Origin of the sequence: Pseudomonas akapageensis (assembly GCF_011355085.1) — a bacterium.
GTDB classification, from domain to species: domain Bacteria; phylum Pseudomonadota; class Gammaproteobacteria; order Pseudomonadales; family Pseudomonadaceae; genus Aquipseudomonas; species Aquipseudomonas akapageensis.
On the sequence record NZ_VXCP01000029.1, the window covers coordinates 63,093 to 83,816 of the forward strand.

17 protein-coding genes are annotated in these 20,724 nt (G+C 62.8%); 9 read left to right on the forward strand and 8 right to left on the reverse strand.

Annotation, left to right across the window (positions count from 1 at the left end):
• Positions 1-87 precede the first annotated feature (87 nt).
• Genes F2S13_RS19280 through F2S13_RS19300 form a run of 5 tightly spaced genes read left to right on the forward strand, consistent with a single transcriptional unit; the run spans position 88 to position 3,723 of the window.
• Entirely contained in the window at positions 88-513 is a 426-nt protein-coding gene (locus F2S13_RS19280) for a nuclear transport factor 2 family protein (protein ID WP_166363688.1), read from the forward strand.
• Positions 510-1,376 carry an SDR family NAD(P)-dependent oxidoreductase gene (locus tag F2S13_RS19285; protein WP_166363690.1) on the forward strand — a complete coding sequence of 289 codons (867 nt, stop codon included), beginning with the start codon at positions 510-512 and terminating at the stop codon, positions 1,374-1,376. Before F2S13_RS19280 ends, F2S13_RS19285 begins: the two co-directional genes overlap by 4 nt.
• Positions 1,363-2,124, forward strand: coding sequence for an SDR family oxidoreductase (locus F2S13_RS19290; protein WP_166363692.1), 762 nt, complete (start codon positions 1,363-1,365; stop codon positions 2,122-2,124). The genes F2S13_RS19285 and F2S13_RS19290 overlap by 14 nt, the downstream gene beginning before the upstream one ends.
• Positions 2,125-2,175: 51 nt before the next feature.
• Positions 2,176-2,931 carry an SDR family NAD(P)-dependent oxidoreductase gene (locus F2S13_RS19295; protein WP_166363694.1) on the forward strand — a complete coding sequence of 252 codons (756 nt, stop codon included), beginning with the start codon at positions 2,176-2,178 and terminating at the stop codon, positions 2,929-2,931.
• Positions 2,932-2,946: 15 nt separating this feature from the next.
• Positions 2,947-3,723, forward strand: a complete 777-nt coding sequence (locus F2S13_RS19300) for an SDR family NAD(P)-dependent oxidoreductase (RefSeq protein ID WP_166363696.1) — start codon at positions 2,947-2,949, stop codon at positions 3,721-3,723.
• A gap of 134 nt (positions 3,724-3,857) precedes the next feature.
• On the opposite strand, the gene F2S13_RS19305 is transcribed toward F2S13_RS19300, so the two are convergent.
• The 4 genes from F2S13_RS19305 to F2S13_RS19320 all read right to left on the reverse strand — a co-directional run bounded on the left by F2S13_RS19305 (position 3,858) and on the right by F2S13_RS19320 (position 8,518).
• A complete protein-coding gene (locus tag F2S13_RS19305) occupies positions 3,858-5,036 on the reverse strand; it encodes a cystathionine gamma-synthase (protein ID WP_166363698.1) in 1,179 nt (392 codons plus the stop codon).
• Positions 5,033-6,409, reverse strand: coding sequence for a pyridoxal-phosphate dependent enzyme (locus F2S13_RS19310; protein WP_166363700.1), 1,377 nt, complete (start codon positions 6,407-6,409; stop codon positions 5,033-5,035). Before F2S13_RS19310 ends, F2S13_RS19305 begins: the two co-directional genes overlap by 4 nt.
• Positions 6,410-6,728: 319 nt before the next feature.
• A complete protein-coding gene (locus F2S13_RS19315; protein ID WP_166363702.1) occupies positions 6,729-7,634 on the reverse strand; it encodes an NAD-dependent epimerase/dehydratase family protein in 906 nt (301 codons plus the stop codon).
• Positions 7,635-7,681: 47 nt separating this feature from the next.
• Positions 7,682-8,518 (reverse strand): SDR family NAD(P)-dependent oxidoreductase, encoded by an 837-nt coding sequence (locus F2S13_RS19320; RefSeq protein WP_166363704.1) that lies wholly within the window; start codon positions 8,516-8,518, stop codon positions 7,682-7,684.
• A gap of 256 nt (positions 8,519-8,774) precedes the next feature.
• On the opposite strand from F2S13_RS19320, the gene F2S13_RS19325 reads away from it, so the two are divergent.
• From F2S13_RS19325 to F2S13_RS19335, 3 genes are all read left to right on the forward strand, one after another.
• Positions 8,775-10,406, forward strand: a complete 1,632-nt coding sequence (locus F2S13_RS19325; protein ID WP_166363706.1) for a DUF1302 domain-containing protein — start codon at positions 8,775-8,777, stop codon at positions 10,404-10,406.
• 22 nt (positions 10,407-10,428) lie between these two features.
• Positions 10,429-11,802 (forward strand): DUF1329 domain-containing protein, encoded by a 1,374-nt coding sequence (locus F2S13_RS19330; protein WP_166363708.1) that lies wholly within the window; start codon positions 10,429-10,431, stop codon positions 11,800-11,802.
• Between the two features lie 75 nt (positions 11,803-11,877).
• Positions 11,878-13,008 (forward strand): helix-turn-helix transcriptional regulator, encoded by a 1,131-nt coding sequence (locus F2S13_RS19335; protein ID WP_166363710.1) that lies wholly within the window; start codon positions 11,878-11,880, stop codon positions 13,006-13,008.
• Here the strand turns inward: F2S13_RS19335 and F2S13_RS19340 are convergent.
• The 4 genes from F2S13_RS19340 to F2S13_RS19355 form a co-directional block, all read right to left on the reverse strand.
• Positions 13,005-13,868 (reverse strand): MBL fold metallo-hydrolase, encoded by an 864-nt coding sequence (locus tag F2S13_RS19340; protein ID WP_166363712.1) that lies wholly within the window; start codon positions 13,866-13,868, stop codon positions 13,005-13,007. The genes F2S13_RS19335 and F2S13_RS19340 overlap by 4 nt on opposite strands.
• A gap of 123 nt (positions 13,869-13,991) precedes the next feature.
• A complete protein-coding gene (locus tag F2S13_RS19345; RefSeq protein ID WP_246237940.1) occupies positions 13,992-15,566 on the reverse strand; it encodes a DUF1254 domain-containing protein in 1,575 nt (524 codons plus the stop codon).
• 65 nt (positions 15,567-15,631) lie between these two features.
• Entirely contained in the window at positions 15,632-17,227 is a 1,596-nt protein-coding gene (locus F2S13_RS19350; protein ID WP_166363714.1) for an ATP-binding cassette domain-containing protein, read from the reverse strand.
• Between the two features lie 361 nt (positions 17,228-17,588).
• Positions 17,589-18,686, reverse strand: coding sequence for a CaiB/BaiF CoA transferase family protein (locus F2S13_RS19355; protein ID WP_166363716.1), 1,098 nt, complete (start codon positions 18,684-18,686; stop codon positions 17,589-17,591).
• Between the two features lie 460 nt (positions 18,687-19,146).
• Here F2S13_RS19355 and F2S13_RS19360 point away from each other — a divergent pair.
• Positions 19,147-20,724, forward strand: a 1,578-nt coding sequence (locus F2S13_RS19360) for a bifunctional aconitate hydratase 2/2-methylisocitrate dehydratase (protein WP_166363726.1), incomplete at its 3' end; no start/stop codon positions are given.

Here is a 20,724-nt window from a genome sequence, read left to right on the forward strand (position 1 = left end):
AGTCTCCTCGGACGATGACCCCTGGTCTGCGCAATGCGAACTTCATCGCACCTGCACCACCGCAGGGCGAATGAGGAGGCTCAGAGGATGTCCGAGGCATCGCACAAGCAAGCGCTCTACGAACTCGTCTGTCGTTATGCTCAGGCAGTCGACCAACGCGACTGGGCGGCGCTGTCCCGCCTGTTCACCACCCAGGCTTCGCTCAAGGGGCCGGGGTTCAGCTTCGATGGCGTCACCGCCATCGTCGAAGGCATGAACGGCCTGGGCCACTACAGCAAGACCCAGCACCACATCCATAACCACCTCGCTGAAGTGGACGACCTGCAAGCCCGCGCGGAAACCTACTGCGTGGCCAACCATGTCTATGAGGCCGAAGGCATCGAGCGCAAGCTCGACTGGGGCATTCGCTACCGCGACCGATTCGCCTGCGTGGACGGCATCTGGCACTTCACCTGCCGAGAGCTGTTGCTGGACTGGAGCCAGGACCTGCCCTTGCGAGGAGCCGCCCAATGAACGGCCCTCTGCACGGCAAGACCGCCCTGATCACCGGCGGTACCGGTGCCCTGGCCAAGGCCTGTGCGCTGGCATTGCTCAAGGACGGCGCCAGCGTCGTGTTGATGGCCCGCCGCGACGAGGCCCTGGAGGCCGCCCGCAGGCAATTGCTCGAGCAGGTACCCAATGCCCGGGTCGAGTGCTGCAGCGGTGATGCCTGCCAGGAAGCCGACGTGTTGCGCGCACTCGACCATGCCTACGGCCTGCAGCAGCGCCTGGACATTCTGATTCCCACCGTCGGCGGTGCCGCTTTCCGTCCGTTGCTGCAACATGACGCAGCCAGCTTCAGTGCCGTGATGGATACCAACCTGCTCAGCGCCTTTCTCGCCATCCGCCACGGCGCGCCCCTGATGGCACGAAACGGTGGTGGCTCGATCGTGTGCATTTCCTCCACCGCGGCGCAGCTCACCTTCCGCTGGCTATCGGCTTACTGCACGGCCAAGGCGGCGCTGGAAAGCCTGGTGCGCGCCGCCGCCGAGGAACTGGCCAGCGCCGGCATCCGCGTCAACTCGGTACGCCCGGGGCTGTTCCAGAGCGAAGCCACCGATGGGCTGTTCGACAACCCCGAACTCTGTGGCGCGTTCCTCGCGCAGGTACCCCTGGGCCGCCTCGGCCAACCCGAGGATATCAGCGGTGCCGTGCGCTACCTGGCCGGCCCCGAGTCCGGTTGGACGACCGGCCAGAGCCTGGCCGTCGACGGCGGCAATGAACTGCGCTGCAACCCGCAACTGGATTTCATCATCAGCGCCCTGTACGGCGAGGAAGGTCTGCGCGCCGCCCTCGCCGGCCAATCCCTGCAAGGAGCCTCACATGAAACGCGTTGAAAACAAGGTCGTACTCATCACCGGCGCCGCCAGCGGCGTGGGCAAGGCCGACGCCCTGCTGCTGGCCGCCGAAGGCGCCCGCGTGGTGGTGGCCGACGTCAACTGCGAGGCCGGCCAGGCCGTGGCCGACGAGATCGGTGTCCAGGCCCTGTTCATCGAACTGGACGTGGCAGACGAAACCCACTGGCAACGGGCGATCGCCCGGACCCTGGCCCACTTCGGGCGTCTGGACGTGCTGGTCAACAACGCAGCGATCTGCCCGCTGGGGACGATCGAGCAAGCCAGCCTGGAGCAATGGCGCAACGTCATGCGCGTCAACGCCGACGGCTATTTTCTCGGCTGCAAGTATGCGGTCGAGGCGATGAAGACCAACGCCACCGGTGGCTCGATCATCATGATGTCGTCGGTTGCAGCCCTGGCCGGCCTGCCGCCCATGTGCGCCTACAGCAGTTCCAAGGGTGCAGTGACCGCGCTGACCCGCAGCGTGGCGGTCCATTGCAAGCAGCAGGGTTACCGCATCCGCTGCAATTCGGTGCATCCGGACGGTATCTGGACGCCGATGACACAGGCCATGGTCCCCGATCTGGATCCTGTCGCCCTGGGCATCGGCGACAACCCCATGGCACGCATGTGCATGCCCGAGGACGTGGCCAATCTGGTGCTGTTCCTCGCCTCGGACGAATCCCGCTTCATCAACGGCGCCGAACTGCGCATCGACAACGGGCAACTGATTTCCGGTGTTGCCTGATGCTCCCGAAATGAAGAGCCAACAAAACAAGTCCCATCAGAGAAAGCGCAAATGAAAATGCTGCAAAACAAAGTCGCCCTGATCACCGGCGGCGGCCAGGGCGTCGGCCAGGGCATCGCCTACGCCCTGGCTGACGAAGGTGCACTGGTCGCAGTGGCGGGCCGCACGCGCGCCACCCTGGAAGAGACCTGCGTCGAAATCCGTCGTCGTGGCGGTACCGCACTGGCGGTTGAATGCGATGTGATGAACCAGGCTGATATCAATCGCTGCGTCGCCCAGGTCGTGGAAGCCTTCGGTGGGCTGAACATCCTGGTGAACAATGCGCACATCGTGCCGCTGGGCAGCATTCTGGAAGTCAGCGACGAAGTCTTCATGCTCGGCATCGACTCGGGTCCCATGGCCACCCTGCGCCTGATGCGGGCCTGTTATCCCTACCTCAAGGGCGACGGCGCAGTGATCAACCTGGCCTCTTCGGCCGCGGTGCGCTGGGATGCCTCGGGCTACGGCCACTATGCCGCAACCAAGGAGGCCATCCGTTCCCTCAGCCGTGCCGCCGCCTGCGAATGGGGTGTGGATGGCATCCGCGTCAACGTCATTGCGCCCCACGCGCTGTCACCGGGCCTGCGCGGCTGGGTCGAAAACAACCCGCAAGAGGCCCAGGCCTTTTTCAGCAGCATTCCGTTGCGCCGGGTCGGCGATTGCGAGTCCGACATCGGTCGCACCGTCGCCTTCCTGGTCAGCGACAACGCACGTTACCTGACCGGCGCCACCATCCCGTTGGACGGCGGCCAGGCTTACTGGGGTTAATCGAGGAGTTTCAAGATGCAACGTTTAGCAAACAAGGTCGCCATTGTTACCGGTGGCGCACGGGGCATGGGCGCACAGACTTGCCGGCTGTTCGTCGAGCAAGGCGCACAAGTGGTCATTGCCGACCTGCTGGAAACCGAGGGCCAGGCCCTGGCCAGCGAGCTGGGTGACGCGGCCAGCTTCCGCCGCCTGGATGTCAGCGACGAGCAAAGCTGGCAGCAATTGGTGAACGAGACGGTCGAGCGCCTGGGACGCATCGATGTGTTGGTCAACAATGCCGCCGTACTGGTATTCGGTTCCCTGGAGCAACTGTCCAAGGCCGACTTCGAGCGGGCGCTGTCGATCAATCTGACCGGTACATTCCTGGGTATCCAGACCGTGGCGCCGTTCATGCGTGAACAGCGCGCCGGCTCGATCGTCAATATCTCCTCGGTGGACGGCCTGCGCGGCGTGAACGCCCTCGCCGCCTATGTCTCCAGCAAATGGGGCGTACGCGGGCTGACCAAGGTCGCGGCACTGGAATTGGGTCCGCATGGCGTGCGGGTCAACTCGGTGCATCCGGGCGGGGTGGATACGCAAATGTCCAACCCCACCGGCGCCCCGCGCGACTCATTGAACGACCAATACCGTCAGGTACCGCTGCAACGCATCGGCGCCCCGGAGGAAATTGCCCGCGCCACACTGTTCCTGGCCAGCGACGACGCCAGCTACTGCAACGGCAGCGAACTGTCGGTGGATGGTGGGATGGCTGCCGGGTCCTACTATGCAGGCCTGCCAGGTTCGCCTATCTAAGGCCTCCTCTCGTTCCCACGCTCCGCGTGGGAATGCCTCCTGCAACGCTCCGCGTTGTGCCCGCCGGGTCGACGCTGGAGCGTCTCGCACTGCATTCCCACGCGGAGCGTGGGAACGAGGAGCTCCCTTCAATTTCAAATCCGCGCCAGCGCCTGAGCCAAATCGGCACGCAAATCTTCGACATCCTCGACCCCCACCGACAACCGCACCAGTCCATCACCGATGCCAAGCTGCGCGCGGGTTTCTGCGGGGATGCTGGCGTGGGTCATGATCGCCGGGTGCTCGATCAGGCTTTCCACCCCGCCCAGGCTCTCGGCCAGGGCGAAGATCCGCATACTCTCAAGGAAGCGCTTGGCGCCGGCCAGGTCGCTGTCCAGGTCCAGGGAGATCATCCCGCCGAATCCGCGCATCTGCCGCCGCGCCAGTTCGTGCTGCGGATGCGACGCCAGGCCCGGGTAATGGACCCGCGCCACCTGCGGCTGTCGCTCCAGCCATTGCGCCAGCTCCAGTGCGTTGCTGCAGTGGCGCTCCATGCGCAACGCCAGGGTCTTCACGCCGCGCAGGGTGAGGAACGCGTCGAACGGCCCGGCAATGGCCCCCACGGCGTTCTGCAGAAAGGCCAGGCGCTCGGCCAGTGCCGCATTCTGCCCGACCACCGCAATGCCACCGATCACGTCGGAGTGGCCGTTCAGGTACTTGGTCGTCGAGTGCAGGACGATATCGAAGCCCAGCTCCAGCGGACGCTGTATCCACGGGCTGGCAAAGGTGTTGTCGGCCACACAGAGAATGCCTCGAGCGCGGCAGATCCGCGCCACGGCGGCCAGATCGGTGAGGCGCAGCAAGGGATTGCTCGGCGTCTCGACCCAGACCATCCGCGTATCCGGCTGCAGCGCCGCTTCGAAGGCCGCCAGGTCCGTCAGGTCGACGAAGCTGAAGCGGTGCCCGGCGCTGCGTTGGCGGACCTTGTCGAACAGGCGGAACGTACCGCCGTACAAGTCGTTGCCGGAAACGATGTGCGAGCCTGCCTCGAGCAGTTCGAGCACGGTGGAGATCGCCGCCAGCCCCGAGGCAAAGGCGCAGGCCTGGGTCCCGCCCTCGAGGTCGGCCACGCAACGCTCCAGGGCCCAGCGCGTGGGGTTGTGCGAGCGCCCGTAGTCCAGGCCCTTGTGCACGCCGGGGCTCTGTTGCAGATAGGTTGAGTTGGCGTAGATCGGCGGCATCAGCGCCCCGGTGGAAGGGTCCGGCGCCTGTCCGGCGTGGATCACTCGGGTGGCGAAGGCGCGTGGCGCGGCGGTTTCATCGTGCTGACTCATGGGAGGGATCTCCGCAAGTGATTGAGCATGTCGACGCGGGTAATCAGACCGTGGAAGCCCGAGGCATCGGCAATGATCGCCACCAGCCCGCGGTCGAGTTCCGCCTCCAGTTCAGCCAGACTGGCGCCAGGCGGCAGGGTTTCCAGCTTGTGGGTCATCGCGCTGGCGACGGTCTTGCTGAAGTGCGAGGCGTCTTCATGCACGCCGAGCAGAATATCCGATTCGTCGATCACGCCGATCAGCCGCTGTCCGGCCTCCAGCACCGGCAGTTGCGACACATCGGCCAGGCGCATGCGCTGGAAGGCCGTGAGCAGCGTATCGTCCGGACCCACGCTGATCACCCGGCCATCCTCGAAGCGCCGTGCGACCAGGTCGCGCAGATCGCCGTAGCGCTTGCGTGCAAGCAGGCCCTGATCGGTCATCCACTGGTCGTTGTAGACCTTCGATAGATATCGGGTGCCGGTGTCGCAGACGAAGCTCACCACCCGTTTGGGCTCGGTCTGTTCGCGGCAGTAGCGCAGTGCCGCCGCCAGCAATGTACCGGTCGAGGAGCCGCCGAGAATGCCTTCGGCGCGCAGCAGTTGGCGGGCATGATCGAAGCTTTCCTCGTCGCTGATCGAATAGGCATGACGCACGCTGGAAAGGTCGGCAATGGACGGGATGAAGTCTTCGCCTATGCCCTCCACCGCCCAGGAACCGGGTTTACCGAGGGTGCCGCTGCGGCTGTACTCGGCCATCACCGAGCCGACCGGATCGGCCAGCACCATGACCAGGTTCGGCTGCACGCGGCTGAAGAAGCGGGTCAGCCCGGTCAAGGTGCCGGCCGAGCCGACGCCGACGACAATGGCATCCACATCGTGCTGCGTCTGCGCCCAGATCTCCGGGGCTGTGCTGCATTCGTGGGCCAGCGGGTTAGCCGGGTTGTTGAACTGGTCGGCGAAGAAGGCGTCGGGAATCTCCTGGGCCAGCCGCGCAGCGACATCCTGGTAGTAGTCGGGATGGCCCTTGCCGACGTCGGAACGGGTAATGTGCACCTCGGCGCCCATCGCCTTGAGGTGCAGGACCTTTTCGGTGGACATCTTGTCCGGCACCACCAGCACCACCCGGTAGCCCTTGGCGCGGCCGACCAGGGCCAGGCCCAGGCCGGTGTTGCCGGCGGTGGCTTCGACTATGGTGCCGCCAGGTCGCAGGCGGCCATCGCGCTCGGCGGCGTCGATCATCGCCAGGCCGATGCGATCCTTGATCGAACCGCCGGGGTTTTGCGATTCGAGTTTGAGGAACAGCGTGCACGGGCCGGTATCGAAGCGGCTGACGCGCACCAGTGGGGTATTGCCAATCAGTTCGAGCACGGCGGGACGGGAGTTGTTCGGCATGTCGTCACCTCGCTGCGGGAATCCCTAGGATGGCCAGTGTCATGGACCATAGGCCGGGATTGGGTGACCCGCAACTGTCAGTAGCCAGCCGGTGTCCTCGGTGGGTAGCCTATCTCGGTCGGCAAACGACGACCCGTGTAGCCGCTGCCGCAGGCTGCGCTGGATTCCCGCAGGGGCTCCCCGGCGGTCTTGAGATCCTGCGCCTGCTGCGCAGGCGAGCGCAGCCTGCGGCAGCGGCTACATGGGCCGTCGTTTGCTTCAAAGATAGCGCTTGCCCGATGAGGGGCAAGACGGTATCGACATGGGTTGCCGTGTACGCTTAAGCGCGGTACTGACTCACCACCTCATCCACCGCCCGCTGGATATCCTGGCGCACATAACCGAGCAACTCAGACTCCTGGGCATCGGGCTGGTAGCTGACGGTATTGCCACGCCCGGTGTAGAGCGCCATGTCCGGCAGCAGCGGGTGTTCCTGGTCCAGTGATGGCACCTCGGCATCGTTGCCGACCGCACGCAGGAAGGTCTGGAAGTACTCCGCATAGCTGAGATTCTCGTCCCCGACCAGGTAGGCCTTGCCCGACTCGCCGCGCTGCAGTGCCCCCCAGATTGCCTGGGACAATGAGCGGGTAGAAATGAAGTTGCTGCCACCGGCCGGACCGTAGAACGGCATGGGTGCGAACTTGCCCTCGGCATAACGAGTGTAGGCCTGGAACATGTCCACCTGCAGCCCCGGCACCATCCCGACAACAAAGGGCGCATTGACGCTGCAGACCCTGAAGTCCGGTGTCGACAGTGCCCTGACGCCGGCATCCGATAGATGGCGCGAGCGCACGTACGGGATGCTGTCGATCAGCTCCGGCGCCACCTGGGGATAGAAGCTGCCCACCAGCACCGCCCGCTTGATCCCGGCGCTGCGGGCCAGTTCGAAAAAGCGCGGGATGGCTTCGACATTCGCGCGTTGCCAGTGGACATCGATATCCCCCTCCTGTGGCGCATGGCGGATGTCGCTGCCGGCTGCGAACACCAGGGCATCGAAGCCGGCCAGTTCGTCGCGGCCGAGGGTGCCCTCGATATAGTCGCACTGCAGTTGTTTCAACCCGGCCAGGGCGCTGCCTGCCGCCGCCGGTTTGCGGCCGGCGATGGTCACGTCGTTACCCTGCTCCTTGAGGTAGAGGGCTGCATGCCCACCGATCAGGCCGGTACCGCCAATTACGAGAATCTTCATCGGATTTTGCTCCTTGTTGTTGTGGGTGATTCAAAGCCCAGTCGGGCTCAGAAATTGAAACCGTTGCCCTTGATCACCGGCACGTTGGTCCAGGTACCGTTGGGGTCGCGGTACCAGCCCGCGGCAGCCAGGGCACCGCCGTCCACATGCAGGGTGGTGCCGGTGACCCAGCCCGACATCGGGCTGGCGAGAAACAGCGCGGCACCGGCCATGTCCTCGGCCTTGCCGAAGCGACCAAGGGGAATCCACTGGGGGATCTGCCCCTGATGCTCCGGCGCAATCATCATCGACATCGGCAATTGCGCCGTTTCGGTGGACTCCGGCGCGATCTGGTTGACGCGAATGCCCACGGGCCCGAGCTCCAGGGCCAGGCTCTTGGTGAAACCGCTGATGGCGGCCTTGAAGGCGGCATAGACGCTGCAATTGGGAATGGCGCGAAAGCCCTCGATCGACGACAGGCTGATGATGCTGCTGCCCGCCCCCTGACGCCGCAGCAGCGGCAGCATGGCGCGGGTGACGCGAAAGATATGCTGCAGGTTGACCGCGTACAGCCGGTCGATATCGTCATCGCTGTAGGCATCGAAAGGCTTGGCGATCATCAGCGAGTCACCGACGTTGTTCACCAGCACATCGAGCCCGCCGAAGCGTTCCTGGATCTGCTCGGCCAGGGCCATGACCTGCTCTCTGACGGTGACATCCGTCTCCACCACCAGGGCCTCGGTCGCACTGCTTTCAAGCACATTGCGCACGTCCGCTGCACGCGCGGCATCGATTTCCGCGACCACCAGACGCGCCCCTGCCCGGGCAAAGGCTTCGACAATCGCGCGGCCAATGCCCGCTCCACCGCCAGTGACCAATACTGTCTTGCCTGTGAAATCCATCATCCGCATTCCCTCGTTGGCTTGTCGTTCCGGCGATTGTTTGCCGGTGCCAACAGGGCGGCATCGTCCTGGAAGACTACCTCGATCCAAAGGATGCGCAGCCGCGAAACAGAGGGTTGCGCGACATAAAAAGCGCGTCTTGCGGCGCCTAGTCCGGTAGGACGATGAGCCAGTACCAACCCGACTCCATAGTCATGTCGCAGCGTTCAACCCCGACACAAACCGGCCGGGTAACACCTGGCTCAGGTAAGAGGACGACATGATAAAAACAATAATCGCCCAGCACCCCCTGCGTTCCGCCGTTCGCTTGTCCCTGGCCATGTTGGCCGGTGGGCTGGCGGGTCAGGCACACGCCTTGAGCTTCCAGCCCAGCGAGGACTTGAAGGTCGAATGGAACACCAACCTCACCTATGGCCTGGCCTGGCGTACGGAATCCCGTGACAAGCAATTGTCCGATGGTTTCCCCAACCCGGCGATCGCCAACATCGACGACGGCGACAACGCGTTTGACCGCGGCAGCCTGATCAGCAATCGGGCGAGTTTTCTCACCGAGGTCAACCTCAACTGGCAACAGGACTACGGCCTGTTCATGCGCGCCAGTGGCTTCTACGACGACGTCTACAACCGCAACAACGATAACGACACGGGCACCTCGAACTGCTTCGTCGGCGGCGAGTGCTCAAGCCCCCAACATTTTTCCCAGGAGACCATCGACCAGCACGGGCATGATGTGCGCCTGCTCGACTCCTATGTCTATGGCAGCTGGAACCTGAGTGGACACGACCTCAACCTGCGGCTCGGCGACCAGGTGGTCAGTTGGGGTGAAAGCCTGTACATCGCCAATGGCATCTCCGGCGCGCAAAGCCCGGCCGACGCCACCAAGGCCAATACCCCGGGGGTCGAGGTCAAGGAGATCTTCCTGCCGGTGGGCCAGCTGTTCGGCCAGATCAGCGTGACCGATACCATCGGTCTGCAGGCCTACTACCAGTACGAATGGCGGAAAACCGAAATCGACGGTGTCGGCAGCTTTTTCTCGGTCACCGACCAGATCGACGAAGGTGGTTTCACCGATGCCTTCGGGCTGACCCACCGCCTGGGGGACGACAAGCCCAGCGACAAGGGCCAGTACGGCGTGGCCATGACCTACATGGCCGAAGCGCTGAACAACACCGAATTCGGTTTGTACTACGTGCGCTTCCATGACAAGGCACCGCAGCTGGACTTCCTCAGCCACTGGAACGAATCCGCCTACCTGGTGCGCTACTTCGACGATGTCGACCTGTATGGCGCCAGCTTCTCCACTGTCCTTGGCGAAACCAACGTCAGCGGCGAAATCAGCTACCGCGACGGCGCACCGGTGATGGTCGATACCGGCCTGGTGCCTTATTCGGTACGGGGCAAGACCCTGCAAAGCCAGGTGTCCTTTATCCATGTGCTGAGCAACACCCCGGTGGCCGACACCATCAACCTGACCGGCGAGGTCGGTTACAACCGCGTCCTGCAGAACGACAAGGCGCAAAGCTTCAATGTGTTCGTTCCGGATGGCACGGGCGGTTTCGCCTCCATCACCACCCCGAATACCGACACGCTCTTCAACGACAAGTCGGCCTGGGGCTACACCCTGGGCGCCACCTTCGCCTATCTGAACGTCTTCGATGGCTGGGACATGAGCATTCCCCTGGTGTTCAGCCAGGCGGTCAACGGCGACTCCTCGCTGCTGGGCAGCTTCGGCATGGGCGAGGGAGACAACCGCCTGGGTGTTGGCGTCAGCTTCAACTACCTCAACAACCTGACGCTCGAGACTCGCTACAACGCTTTCCTTGGCGATGCCGAGGATACCCCGCTGGCCGATCGCGACAACTTCGCCATCAGTGCCAAGTACAGTTTCTAACCGAGTGCGCCGGAGAAATCACATGACTATTCAGAACAAGACCCTATTGCTCGGCGTGTTGCTTGCCAGCAGCTTGAGCAGCGTCGCCCTGGCCAAGTCCAGCCCCGAAGAAGCCGCACGCCTGGGCCGCGACCTCACGCCCATGGGCGCCGAAAAGGCCGGCAATGCCGATGGCAGCATCCCTGCCTGGAGCGGAAAATGGCGTGGTGCGCCACCCCAGCTGAACTACGCCGGCAGCGGCAGCGCCTACCCGGATCCTTATGCCAATGAGAAACCACTGTTTACAATCACGGCACAGAACATGGCGCAATTCGCCGACAAGCTCTCCGATGGCCAGAAAGCCCTGTTCGAACGCTACCCGCAGACGTTCAAGATGCCGATCTACCCCAGCCATCGTGATTTCCGCTATTCGGAAAGGGTCGAGGGCAACATCGCCAAAAATGCTGTCGACGCCGAACTGATCAGCGATGGCAACGGTGTAAAAAACGCCATTGGTGCCTCGCCCTTCCCCATCCCGAAAAATGGCTACGAGCTGATGTGGAACCTCAACCTGCCCGCCCGGGCCTGGAAGGAGGACGCCGTCTACACCATGGCCCTGACCCTGTCCAACGGCGAGCGCTCGCTGGAGTCCATGGACTACAAGATCTACTCGGTGTGGGACGATCCCAAGGAAAGCGTCGGCAGCTCCGGCGGGGTCCAGGCCTACGCCATGGTGTCGACCCTGGAGCCGGCACGCAAGAAAGGCGAGATCATCCTTGCCCATACCTTCACCGACCCCATGGCCTCGCCATCCCAGGCCTGGCAATACGTTCCCGGCATGCGTCGGGTCCGGCGAGCCCCGACCGTGGCGTACGACACCCCCTTCGGTGCCGGCGGCTTTCGCGTGATGGATGAGGACCGCCTGTTCAACGGTGCGCCCGATCGCTACGAGTGGAAAATGATCGGCAAGAAGGAGATGTATATCCCCTATAACAACAACAAGCTCGACGACCCAAGCCTGAAACTCGACCAGTTGCTGGCCACCAAAGGTCATGTCAATCCCGATTTCATGCGTTACGAGTTACACCGTGTCTGGGTACTGGAAGCCACCCTCAAGCCCGGCAAACGCCATATCTATGGCAAGCGCAGGTTGTACATCGATGAAGACTCCTGGATCGGCGTACTGGCCGACAACTATGACGGCAAGGGCGCGCTCTGGCGCAGCAACATGCAGACCACTGTGTACGCCTACGACATGCAAGGCTTTCAGGCACGCCTGGCGTTGTTCCATGACCTGATCGCCGGCTCCTACCTGACCGACCGCCTGCTCAACGGCCAGCCCCCCGCCCGCCTGAACAGCAGCAGTTTCGAAGCCGACTTCTTCACCACTGCCAACCTGCGCAAACTCGGCCGCTGACAAGCGGAGCCACTGCCCGAACGCCTGGCGGTCGGGCAGCAGGCTCTTTTCAATAAGAATAACGACGGGGTCCCTATGCAATATTCCCTCAGCCTTGAAGAATTCAGCGGCATGCTCGGCAGCCTCTATCAGGGGCCGCTGGAAAACATTCCCTGGAGCACCTTTCTCGACCGGCTCAAATGCTCGATGAGAGCCAAGTACGCCACCCTCACCCTGCGTCCGCCGAGCCAGCACGTGGACGGTCTGAGCATCTCCACTTCGGGCTCTTCGGCGGCGATTTCAGCCTCGTACAATCAGTACTTCTACACCATCGATCCCTTCACCGACCTGCCCAATCGCCAGGTCGTCAACTGCACCGAATTCGTATCCGAGAAGGAATGGCAGGAATGCGAGTTCTACAAGAGCTTCCTGGAACCTGTGGACGTGTTCCATATCCTTGGAGCTGACATCAATACCAACCTTGGCTCCAAATGCCGGATCCGCATCTCCCGCGATCGCGCCAGCGGCCCGTTCAATCAGCAGGACAAGGACTTTCTCGCCTCGTTCCTGCCGCACCTTGAACGTACCGTCATCCTGCACATGTACCTCAACCGCATAGAGAGCGAGCGCAACCTCTATGCCGGCGCCGTCGACAAGCTGGCTGTCGGTACCATCCTCCTCGACCAGGAAGGCAGGGTGCTGCAGTGCAATCGACTCGCCCAGCGCCTGCTGGCGGAAAGGGACGGCATCGAACTGGTCAACGACGGCCTGCAAGTCGGGACGTTGCGCGATTGCCAGGAATTCCACAAACTGATCGATCAGGCCCTGCTCTCGCAAAAGAGCAAGAACCCCTCGCTGGTCAAGGCCATGCGCGTGCAACGCCCTTCCGGACGGGACGACCTTGGCCTGATCGTCCGCTGCGTACCCCAGAATGAATGGAGCGACGGCAGATTCTGCCCGGCAGTGGTTATTTTCATCAGCGACCCCGAGCAGAAATCCAGCGCGCCGGAGGAGATCGTCCGCTCGCTGTTCGACCTGACGCCGGCCGAAACCCACCTGGCCTTTCAGTTGGCCAATGGCCTGACCATCGATGAGGCCTCGGATGAGTTCGGCATCAGTCGCAACACGGCACGTGCACAACTGCGCTCGATCTTCTCGAAAACCGGGGTTACCAGCCAGACCCTGCTGGTGCGTTTGATTCTGCGAAGCGTCGCTACTCTCGGTTAAGAATCGAAGCGGCTGAGCGCTTCGTAATGATCAAAGGGCACATAACGCGACTGCCGATCGCGCATCACCTTGACCATGGCAACCTCCGGGTCGCGGGAAAAGAACAGGCGTCCGCCGCTGGCCACCAGATGATCCAGCAAGCGCTCCTTCTCGCCGACCACACCTTCGGGGTTGCGATCCAGGCCACTGGTGACTTCCAGGCTCAGCCAATGGGTGCCGGGAATCAGATCACCGGCAAACACCACTGGGCCGCCTGGCATTGCGATTTCCGGCAGCAGTTGACCCGGGGTGTAGCCATCACTGTGATGAAAATGCCAGCCTTCACCCAGCTGGTCACAGCGGTTGTCATCGATCAGAACCAGGCGGCCACTGCCTTCGAGTCGGTGCAGGAGCGGTGAGACAAACAGGCTGCGATCCCTTGGATGAGGATGGCGTGCACGGAACCAGTGACGCTCGCCGGTTATGTAGTGTGCCTGGGGGAACAACAGGCGCGGCATTTCGCCATCGCTGATCAGTTGGGTCAATTCCGGGGAAGGATGCACATGCAGGTGTGTCAGCACTACCGCATGGATATCACCCTCGCCCAGCCCCCGTTGTGCCAGACTTTCCAGCAGCCCCGGGATAGTTGGCTGGCAGCGACACTTGCGCGGTGGTGGCGCCAGCAGCCCATCGGCCCCGGCCAGCACAAGAATGTTCCTGCCGCCCTGCTGCACCAGCAGTGCACGCCCGGCGACGTCGACCAGGTTTTCGTGGTCGGGCCGCAACCATTGCGCCCAGCGCGGACGCGGCGTATGCCCGAACAATACACCGCCATCGAGCTTGCGAGGCGCCCCGGCCAGAGTGGAAATACTACGGTTCACAACGCCTACCTCTTGATTCTCGCGCTCCTCACTACCGCTGCGTGGAGCGTCTTGTCACGCAGGCAGGTTAATTCATCGCCGGTCCATGGTCCCCCCCCACAAGGTGTGGTGGGGGGGATAACGCTACAGGCGCTCATCACCGGGTAGCGCCCTGTCTTCGATGGGCGCAGCGGGAGGCGGAGGTGGTGGCGGAGGTGGCGCGAGGGCAATCACCGCTGGCGGCGTCCACGTGCCGTCGGTGACTTCCGGCTTGGGCCAATAGGTGCGGATGTACAGACTGAAGTCCTTGCCACCGGGCGCGGGCAACCAGTTGGCACGCTGTGCGGGGTCCGAAGGCTGCGAGGCTTGAACGTAGATTGTCACTGAACCATCGGCATTGGGCGTGAGGTCCTTGTTCTTGGTGCCGATCGAATACCGCTTGATCTTGTTCGGTGCAAAAAAGTGCTGACCGTCATACAGGGTCAACGACCAGAAGCCATTGACCGGTGGCTGGCCCTTGCCGAACTTCACGGTGTAGCGCCGGTTGCCGTTGAGGCGCACGCCGGATGAATCCAGGTCCTGGTAGAAGTAAGTGGCCTCGTTCGGCTTGTTGACGAAGATGTTCGATCTGGCCACCGCCGTGCGGGTGAAATAGTCAGTGCCGAATTCGGCGCCATTCTTGATGGTCGTCCAGTTGTGCGGCAATGGGATGCCATAGTTACGGAACTGCAGCAGCGGGCCGATGAGGTCCTTTTCCGCCTTGTTGGCTTCGTCGATGGCTGCCGCCTTCAGTTTCGGGTCTTTCTGCAGGACGGCGAGCAATGCCGACGCCTGGGCGTAACGCAGCGCTTCCCCAGGCAGCGCAGGCGCGTCCTTGAGCACCAGTGGCAAGGTGTCCCAGAATTTCTCGGGGATGACTTTCGGCGCTTCGCCACCGCCTGGCCGGGCGGGAGGCGCCGGGAACGATGGGGTCTTGCTCCAGTCACGCACCTTGGCCTTGCCGTCGAACTTCGACAGCGGGTACACCACGATCCGATTGATCAGCGACTGGACGGCCTTGTTATCCGCTTCGGTGTCCTCCATGTAGACCCGCGGAATGATGAAGCCGGTGTTGGTCGTGGAGCGGAACACCTTGGTCATGCCGCTGGGGATCTCACCCTTCCAGTCCGGCCCGACGAGCAGATAGAAACCTGGCTGGGACTCATACATCGAGCCCATGCCGGCAAAGCTGTCGGTGCGCAGGTCAACGATCTGATAGACCCAGAAACGGCTCCCGAAGTCGGGCACCTGGACGACCACGGGTTCGATATCCAGGGCCAGGGGCCCACCGCCGTAGACCACGTCCTGATTGGGGCACGCCACATCGCGCTGGGAGGGTTCGATATAGTCGGTGAGCATGGCGATCTGGTTGGGCGGCGCCGCTGGAAACACGCCGCCCACCCAGCCAGGTTCCTTCAGGGGCTCGAACGCGAGCCGACGGTTATAGACGTTGACCATCGGCCAGGCCCAGAAATAGAGATCGCGCGCGACCATGCGCACGTAGGCCTCGGTGATCCGCGTGCCTTCGACGGGGCCCGGTACGCTGGCGGGGGTGGGTTGCGCGGGTGCACGGGCAGCAGGAGCGACTGATGGCACTGTGCCTTCTTCAACCGCTCCCGCCACCAGCGAAAGGCCCATGGAAAAGGCGGCGGCCAGTACTCGTGGTGATAGGTTAAACATAAGCGATATCCCTGAGCTACTGAGTTACCAGCATAGTCAGCGATTATTCCGAATGCGCGGTTACCTTACGCTCGCACCTGAACGGTGAGATGCAGCTCGAAGTCCAGGTTAATGCCCTGTAAAAGAGCCAGGTCGTGAGAAACGATGATCAACGCCCCCGGGTACTGATTGAGCATTTGCTCCAGTGCGGTTCGACTGGGCAGATCCAAATGATTGTCCGGTTCGTCCAGCAACAGCAACTGGGGTGGCTGCTGCGCATACAATTGCGCGGCCAGAGCGATTTTCAGGCGTTCACCGCCACTTAACTGGCAGGTCTTGAGCATCGCACGATCGGCATCGATGCCCATCTGCGCCAAGCGGGTTCGCGCTTCGGCTTCGGGCAGAGTCGGGTTACTTTCGTAAAGCCATTGCACCGCCGTGCGTTCGGGGTACTGCAATCCGGCATGTTGATCCAGCCAGCCGACGTGGCAAATTCGTATGATCTCGCCTTCGCGCACCGGTAGCTGACCGGTAATTACATGCAACAGGGTCGACTTTCCGCTGCCGTTAGCCCCATGGATTGCCATGCGCGAGGGGCCGGTCACGGTCAGATTGATTGGCGCCGGGTGTCCGAACGGCAGAACGACGTCATTGAGTTGCAAAATCAACTTGCCATTGGGCACCACGCTTTCCGGGGACAACATCATCCGCTGAATTTCCGGCGCACACCGCGCACGGGCTTCGGCGATGCGTTGCTGTTGTTGTTCACGGGCCAGTTGCTGGTTGAGGCGCAATTTCCCCTGACTGTTTTCACTGCGCTCTTTTTGCGCATTGGTGATCAGTTTGGTCTGATTGCCGTCGCGGGCCTGGCGGTCGCCTCGGGCATTGCGACGTTGCTGACGTTCCATCTGAACGACCATCTCACGTTGTTCGCGCTTGGCCTGTGCCCGTGCACCTTGCAATACCGACTGTAACGACTGCTGTTCAAGCTCACGCGCCGCCGCATACTGACTGTAGTTACCGCCATAAACCGCCAGCCCCAAGGGCGAAAGCTCGACGATTTCGTTCACGTGCTCCAGAAGTCCGCGGTCGTGGCTGATCAACACCAGACCGTTTGTCCAGCGCTCGATCTGTTGCGCGAGCTTGTGTTGCTGATCAATATCCAGGTGGTTGCTGGGTTCATCCAGAATGAGCCAGTCAGCCCGGGATAACCACGCCCCCATCAGCGCCACCCGTTGCCGCTCGCCACCACTGAGTGCGTCAGTACGAGAATCGGCATTCAAATGGCCTAAACCGATCTGCTCCAGCTCCGCCTCAAGGTGTGCGGCGCAATCCCATTGATCGACCGCCAGCGAATGGTCGTCATCGTCGACACTGCCCTGTGCAATGCGCTCCAGCGCCGCCAGAATATGGTCGACCCCGGCCAGCGCGGCAACGCTGGGATAGCGCTCCGGTTCCAGTAACTGCGCCACGGCGTAAACCCGCCCTTCGCGACAAACCTTGCCGTAGGTGGGTGGCTGCTCCCCCGTCAGAAGTCGGCCAAGCAACGACTTGCCGCAGCCATTGGCACCTACGATGCCGGTGGCCCTGGCGCTGAAGGTGTGGATGAGGTCGTTGAACAGCACGCGCCCGTCGGGCAGGTTGAATGACACATGATCGAGTTGAAGTAACCGTTGAGTCATGACGCTTCCTTGTGCTCGTGATGAGACTGGGCTCGAACTGCACCCCAAAGGCCGGTGCCCGATCATGCTGGGAAGATCGGTTATGGCGCCGCCAGAAGATTCCGAAGATCACCCTGAAAAGGCTTATTTGTCAGGCTCATCGCAGGCTAGCGTGAAACTGCCTGACCAAACCGGACGATCCGAAGTTGACGCGGACTTTGTGGGAGCGGGTCTTGCCCGCGATGGGCTGCGCAGCGGCCCCCACTGCATCAGGTCTGACATCGCAGGGGAAGGCTGCGCCTTCCATCGCGGGCAAGACCCGCTCCCACAAGTTCGGCGCTGACCGATAGAACCCTTTGTTATCCAACCATCGAAAACCGTATCAACGCCAGACCGATGCCGCCGGATCCCGCAGGGCCGCCATGACGTGTTCGGTATGCTCGCCAACCCGCGGAATCGGCCCCGGAACCACCACCTGGTCGTCGAAGCGCGGCGCGGCGACGGTTTGCAGCATGTCATCGCGCTCGAAGTAGACCTGCCGCGCCACGTTATGCGGATGCTGCGCCGCCTCTGTCGGGCTCAGCACCGGAGCAAAGCAGACGTCGGTGTATTCCAGCAGTTCGCACCACTGATCACGGGTACGGGTCTGGAACAGTTCGGCGAAGTGTTCATGCATCTCGTCCCAGCGCTTTTTGTCCCATTGCCGGGCGAAGCGCGGGTCGTCCTGCAGGCCCAGCTTCTCCAGCAGCAGGCCATAGAATTGCGGTTCGAGGGAGCCCAGGGTGATGTACTCGCCGCCGGCGCAGCGATAGGTCGAATAAAAGTGCGAACTGTCGTGCAGGTTGTTGCCCCGCTGGCAGCCCTCGGCGAAGAAGCCTGAGCTACGGGACGACAGCATCAACTGCATCATGTGCGCCGAACCGTCGACAATCGCCGCATCGACCACCGTGCCCTGCCCGGTCTCACGGGCCTTGAGCACCCCGGCCAGCAGGCCGATCGCCAGATAGAGCGCGCCCCCGCCGATGTCGCCGAGCAGCGTGACGGCCGTGCTCGGTGGCTCGTTCGGCGTGCCATTGTGGTACAGCGCACCCGACAGCGAGATGTAGTTGTTGTCATGGCCGGCCGCCTGGGCCATCGGCCCATGCTGGCCCCAGCCGGTCATGCGGCCGAACACCAGGCGCGGATTGCGTGCGCGGCATACGTCAGGGCCCAGGCCCAGGCGCTCCATCACCCCCGGACGCATGCCTTCGATCAGCACGTCGGCATCTTCGATCAGGCGCAGTACCAGTTCGCGGCCTTCGGCGGTTTTCAGGTCGGCGGCGACCGAGCGCTTGCCACGGTTGATCAGTTTCGTCTTGCCCGTGCCCTGGCCTGCCCGCTCGACGGCAATGACATCGGCACCGAGGTCGGCCAGGTGCATGGCACAGAACGGCCCCGGGCCGATCCCACAGATTTCCACAACCTTGATACCCGACAACATCAGACCCTCTCCTCTTGCTTTTTGCTGGGTGGCTGGCGATTCATCCCGCACTGCCTTTGGCCCCACGTTAAGCAATCGAATCTGCCTTGCCCCTACCCACGGCAGGTGGTGATCGCCATTGCCAGCCCGGCGAAAAAACCGGCACCGCGAGGCTTGCCCATTCCCCTTCAGGCAACCGCAAATTTTGGGGTGCCGACGAATGTGTCAACAATAGTATTGATAAGACGGACATTAACCGTTAGATTTGGCGCCACTAACCGTGATGTGTTGACAATGATTCGACGCAGGGCGCTAGACAAAAACCGTTTTCGTAGGATCAGGCTCACTTTTCGGTAGCCCAGGTGGTCACCCTCAACTGCCGAGAAGCTGCTCCTACTTTTTATTTCGCGGACACGGCATGTCCCTGTCCGCTCAGACCTGGCGCACTTCGCCAAGTGCGGCCATGACAGGAGATTCCCCAGTGCTCGAAGCCTATGCCCGCCACGTACAAGCTCGCGCCGAAGAAGGCCTGCCGCCGCTCGCGCTCAATGCCGAACAAACAGCCGGCCTGGTCGAGCTGCTGAAAAATCCTCCTGCTGGCCAGGAAGCTACCCTCGTCGAGCTGTTCACCCACCGCGTGCCTTCCGGCGTGGACGAAGCCGCCTACGTCAAGGCCGGCTACCTCTCGGCCGTGGCCCGAGGTGAAGCCAGGTCTGCGCTGATCGATAAGAAGCGCGCCGTAGAACTGCTGGGCACCATGCTCGGCGGTTACAACATCGTCACCCTGGTCGAACTGCTGGACAACGCCGAGCTGGCACCGGTGGCCGCCGAACAGCTCAAGCACACCCTGCTGATGTTCGATGCCTTCCACGACGTGGCCGAAAAAGCCCGCGCCGGCAACGTCCACGCCAAGGCCGTGCTGCAATCCTGGGCCGACGCTGAGTGGTTCACCAGCAAGCCGGCGATTGCCGAGAAGTACACCCTGACCGTGTTCAAGGTGCCGGGCGAAACCAACACCGACGACCTGTCCCCTGCCCCGGACGCCTGGTCGCGCCCTGATATCCCGCTGCACGCCCTGGCCATGCTGAAAATGGCTCGCGACGGCATCGAACCCGAGCAGCCAGGTTCCATCGGCCCGCTCAAGCAGATCGAAGCGGTCAAGGCCAAGGGCTTCCCGGTGGCTTACGTGGGTGATGTGGTCGGTACCGGTTCCTCGCGTAAATCGGCGACCAACTCGGTGCTGTGGTTCTTCGGCGACGACATCCCGTACGTGCCGAACAAGCGTGCCGGTGGCTTCTGCTTCGGCAACAAGATCGCCCCGATCTTCTACAACACCATGGAAGATGCCGGCGCCCTGCCAATCGAATTCGACGTCGCCGACCTGCACATGGGCGACGTGATCGACGTCTACCCGCACGCCGGCAAGGTCTGCAAGCACGGTTCTGACGACGTCATCACCACCTTCGAACTGAAGACCCCGGTGCTGCTCGACGAAGTCCGCGCCGGCGGCCGTATCCCGCTGATCGTCGGCCGTGGCCTGACCGACAAGGCGCGCGCCGAGCTGGGCCTGCCGGTTTCCGATCTGTTCCAGAAACCGGAGCAGCCTGCCGACACCGGCAAGGGCTACACCCTGGCGCAGAAGATGGTCGGCAAGGCGTGCGGCGTAACCGGCATTCGTCCGGGCACCTACTGCGAACCGAAGATGACCACCGTCGGCTCCCAGGACACCACTGGCCCGATGACCCGTGACGAGCTCAAAGACCTGGCCTGCCTGGGCTTCTCCGCCGACCTGGTCATGCAGTCGTTCTGCCATACCGCGGCCTATCCGAAGCCTGTGGATGTGACCACCCACCATACCCTGCCCGACTTCATGCGCAACCGCGGTGGGGTTTCGCTCAAGCCTGGCGACGGCATCATCCATAGCTGGCTGAACCGCATGCTGCTGCCGGACACCGTCGGCACCGGCGGCGACTCCCACACCCGCTTCCCGATCGGCCTCTCCTTCCCGGCCGGTTCCGGCCTGGTCGCCTTCGCCGCCGCCACTGGCGTCATGCCACTG

Coding starts and splice junctions, on each gene's coding strand:
- F2S13_RS19280 (WP_166363688.1), top strand. CDS start 88: ATGTCCGAGGCATCGCACAAGCAAGCGCTCTACGAACTCGTCTGTCGT.
- F2S13_RS19285 (WP_166363690.1), top strand. CDS start 510: ATGAACGGCCCTCTGCACGGCAAGACCGCCCTGATCACCGGCGGTACC.
- F2S13_RS19290 (WP_166363692.1), top strand. CDS start 1,363: ATGAAACGCGTTGAAAACAAGGTCGTACTCATCACCGGCGCCGCCAGC.
- F2S13_RS19295 (WP_166363694.1), top strand. CDS start 2,176: ATGAAAATGCTGCAAAACAAAGTCGCCCTGATCACCGGCGGCGGCCAG.
- F2S13_RS19300 (WP_166363696.1), top strand. CDS start 2,947: ATGCAACGTTTAGCAAACAAGGTCGCCATTGTTACCGGTGGCGCACGG.
- F2S13_RS19305 (WP_166363698.1), bottom strand. CDS start 5,036: ATGAGTCAGCACGATGAAACCGCCGCGCCACGCGCCTTCGCCACCCGA.
- F2S13_RS19310 (WP_166363700.1), bottom strand. CDS start 6,409: ATGCCGAACAACTCCCGTCCCGCCGTGCTCGAACTGATTGGCAATACC.
- F2S13_RS19315 (WP_166363702.1), bottom strand. CDS start 7,634: ATGAAGATTCTCGTAATTGGCGGTACCGGCCTGATCGGTGGGCATGCA.
- F2S13_RS19320 (WP_166363704.1), bottom strand. CDS start 8,518: ATGATGGATTTCACAGGCAAGACAGTATTGGTCACTGGCGGTGGAGCG.
- F2S13_RS19325 (WP_166363706.1), top strand. CDS start 8,775: ATGATAAAAACAATAATCGCCCAGCACCCCCTGCGTTCCGCCGTTCGC.
- F2S13_RS19330 (WP_166363708.1), top strand. CDS start 10,429: ATGACTATTCAGAACAAGACCCTATTGCTCGGCGTGTTGCTTGCCAGC.
- F2S13_RS19335 (WP_166363710.1), top strand. CDS start 11,878: ATGCAATATTCCCTCAGCCTTGAAGAATTCAGCGGCATGCTCGGCAGC.
- F2S13_RS19345 (WP_246237940.1), bottom strand. CDS start 15,566: ATGTTTAACCTATCACCACGAGTACTGGCCGCCGCCTTTTCCATGGGC.
- F2S13_RS19350 (WP_166363714.1), bottom strand. CDS start 17,227: ATGACTCAACGGTTACTTCAACTCGATCATGTGTCATTCAACCTGCCC.
- F2S13_RS19355 (WP_166363716.1), bottom strand. CDS start 18,686: ATGTTGTCGGGTATCAAGGTTGTGGAAATCTGTGGGATCGGCCCGGGG.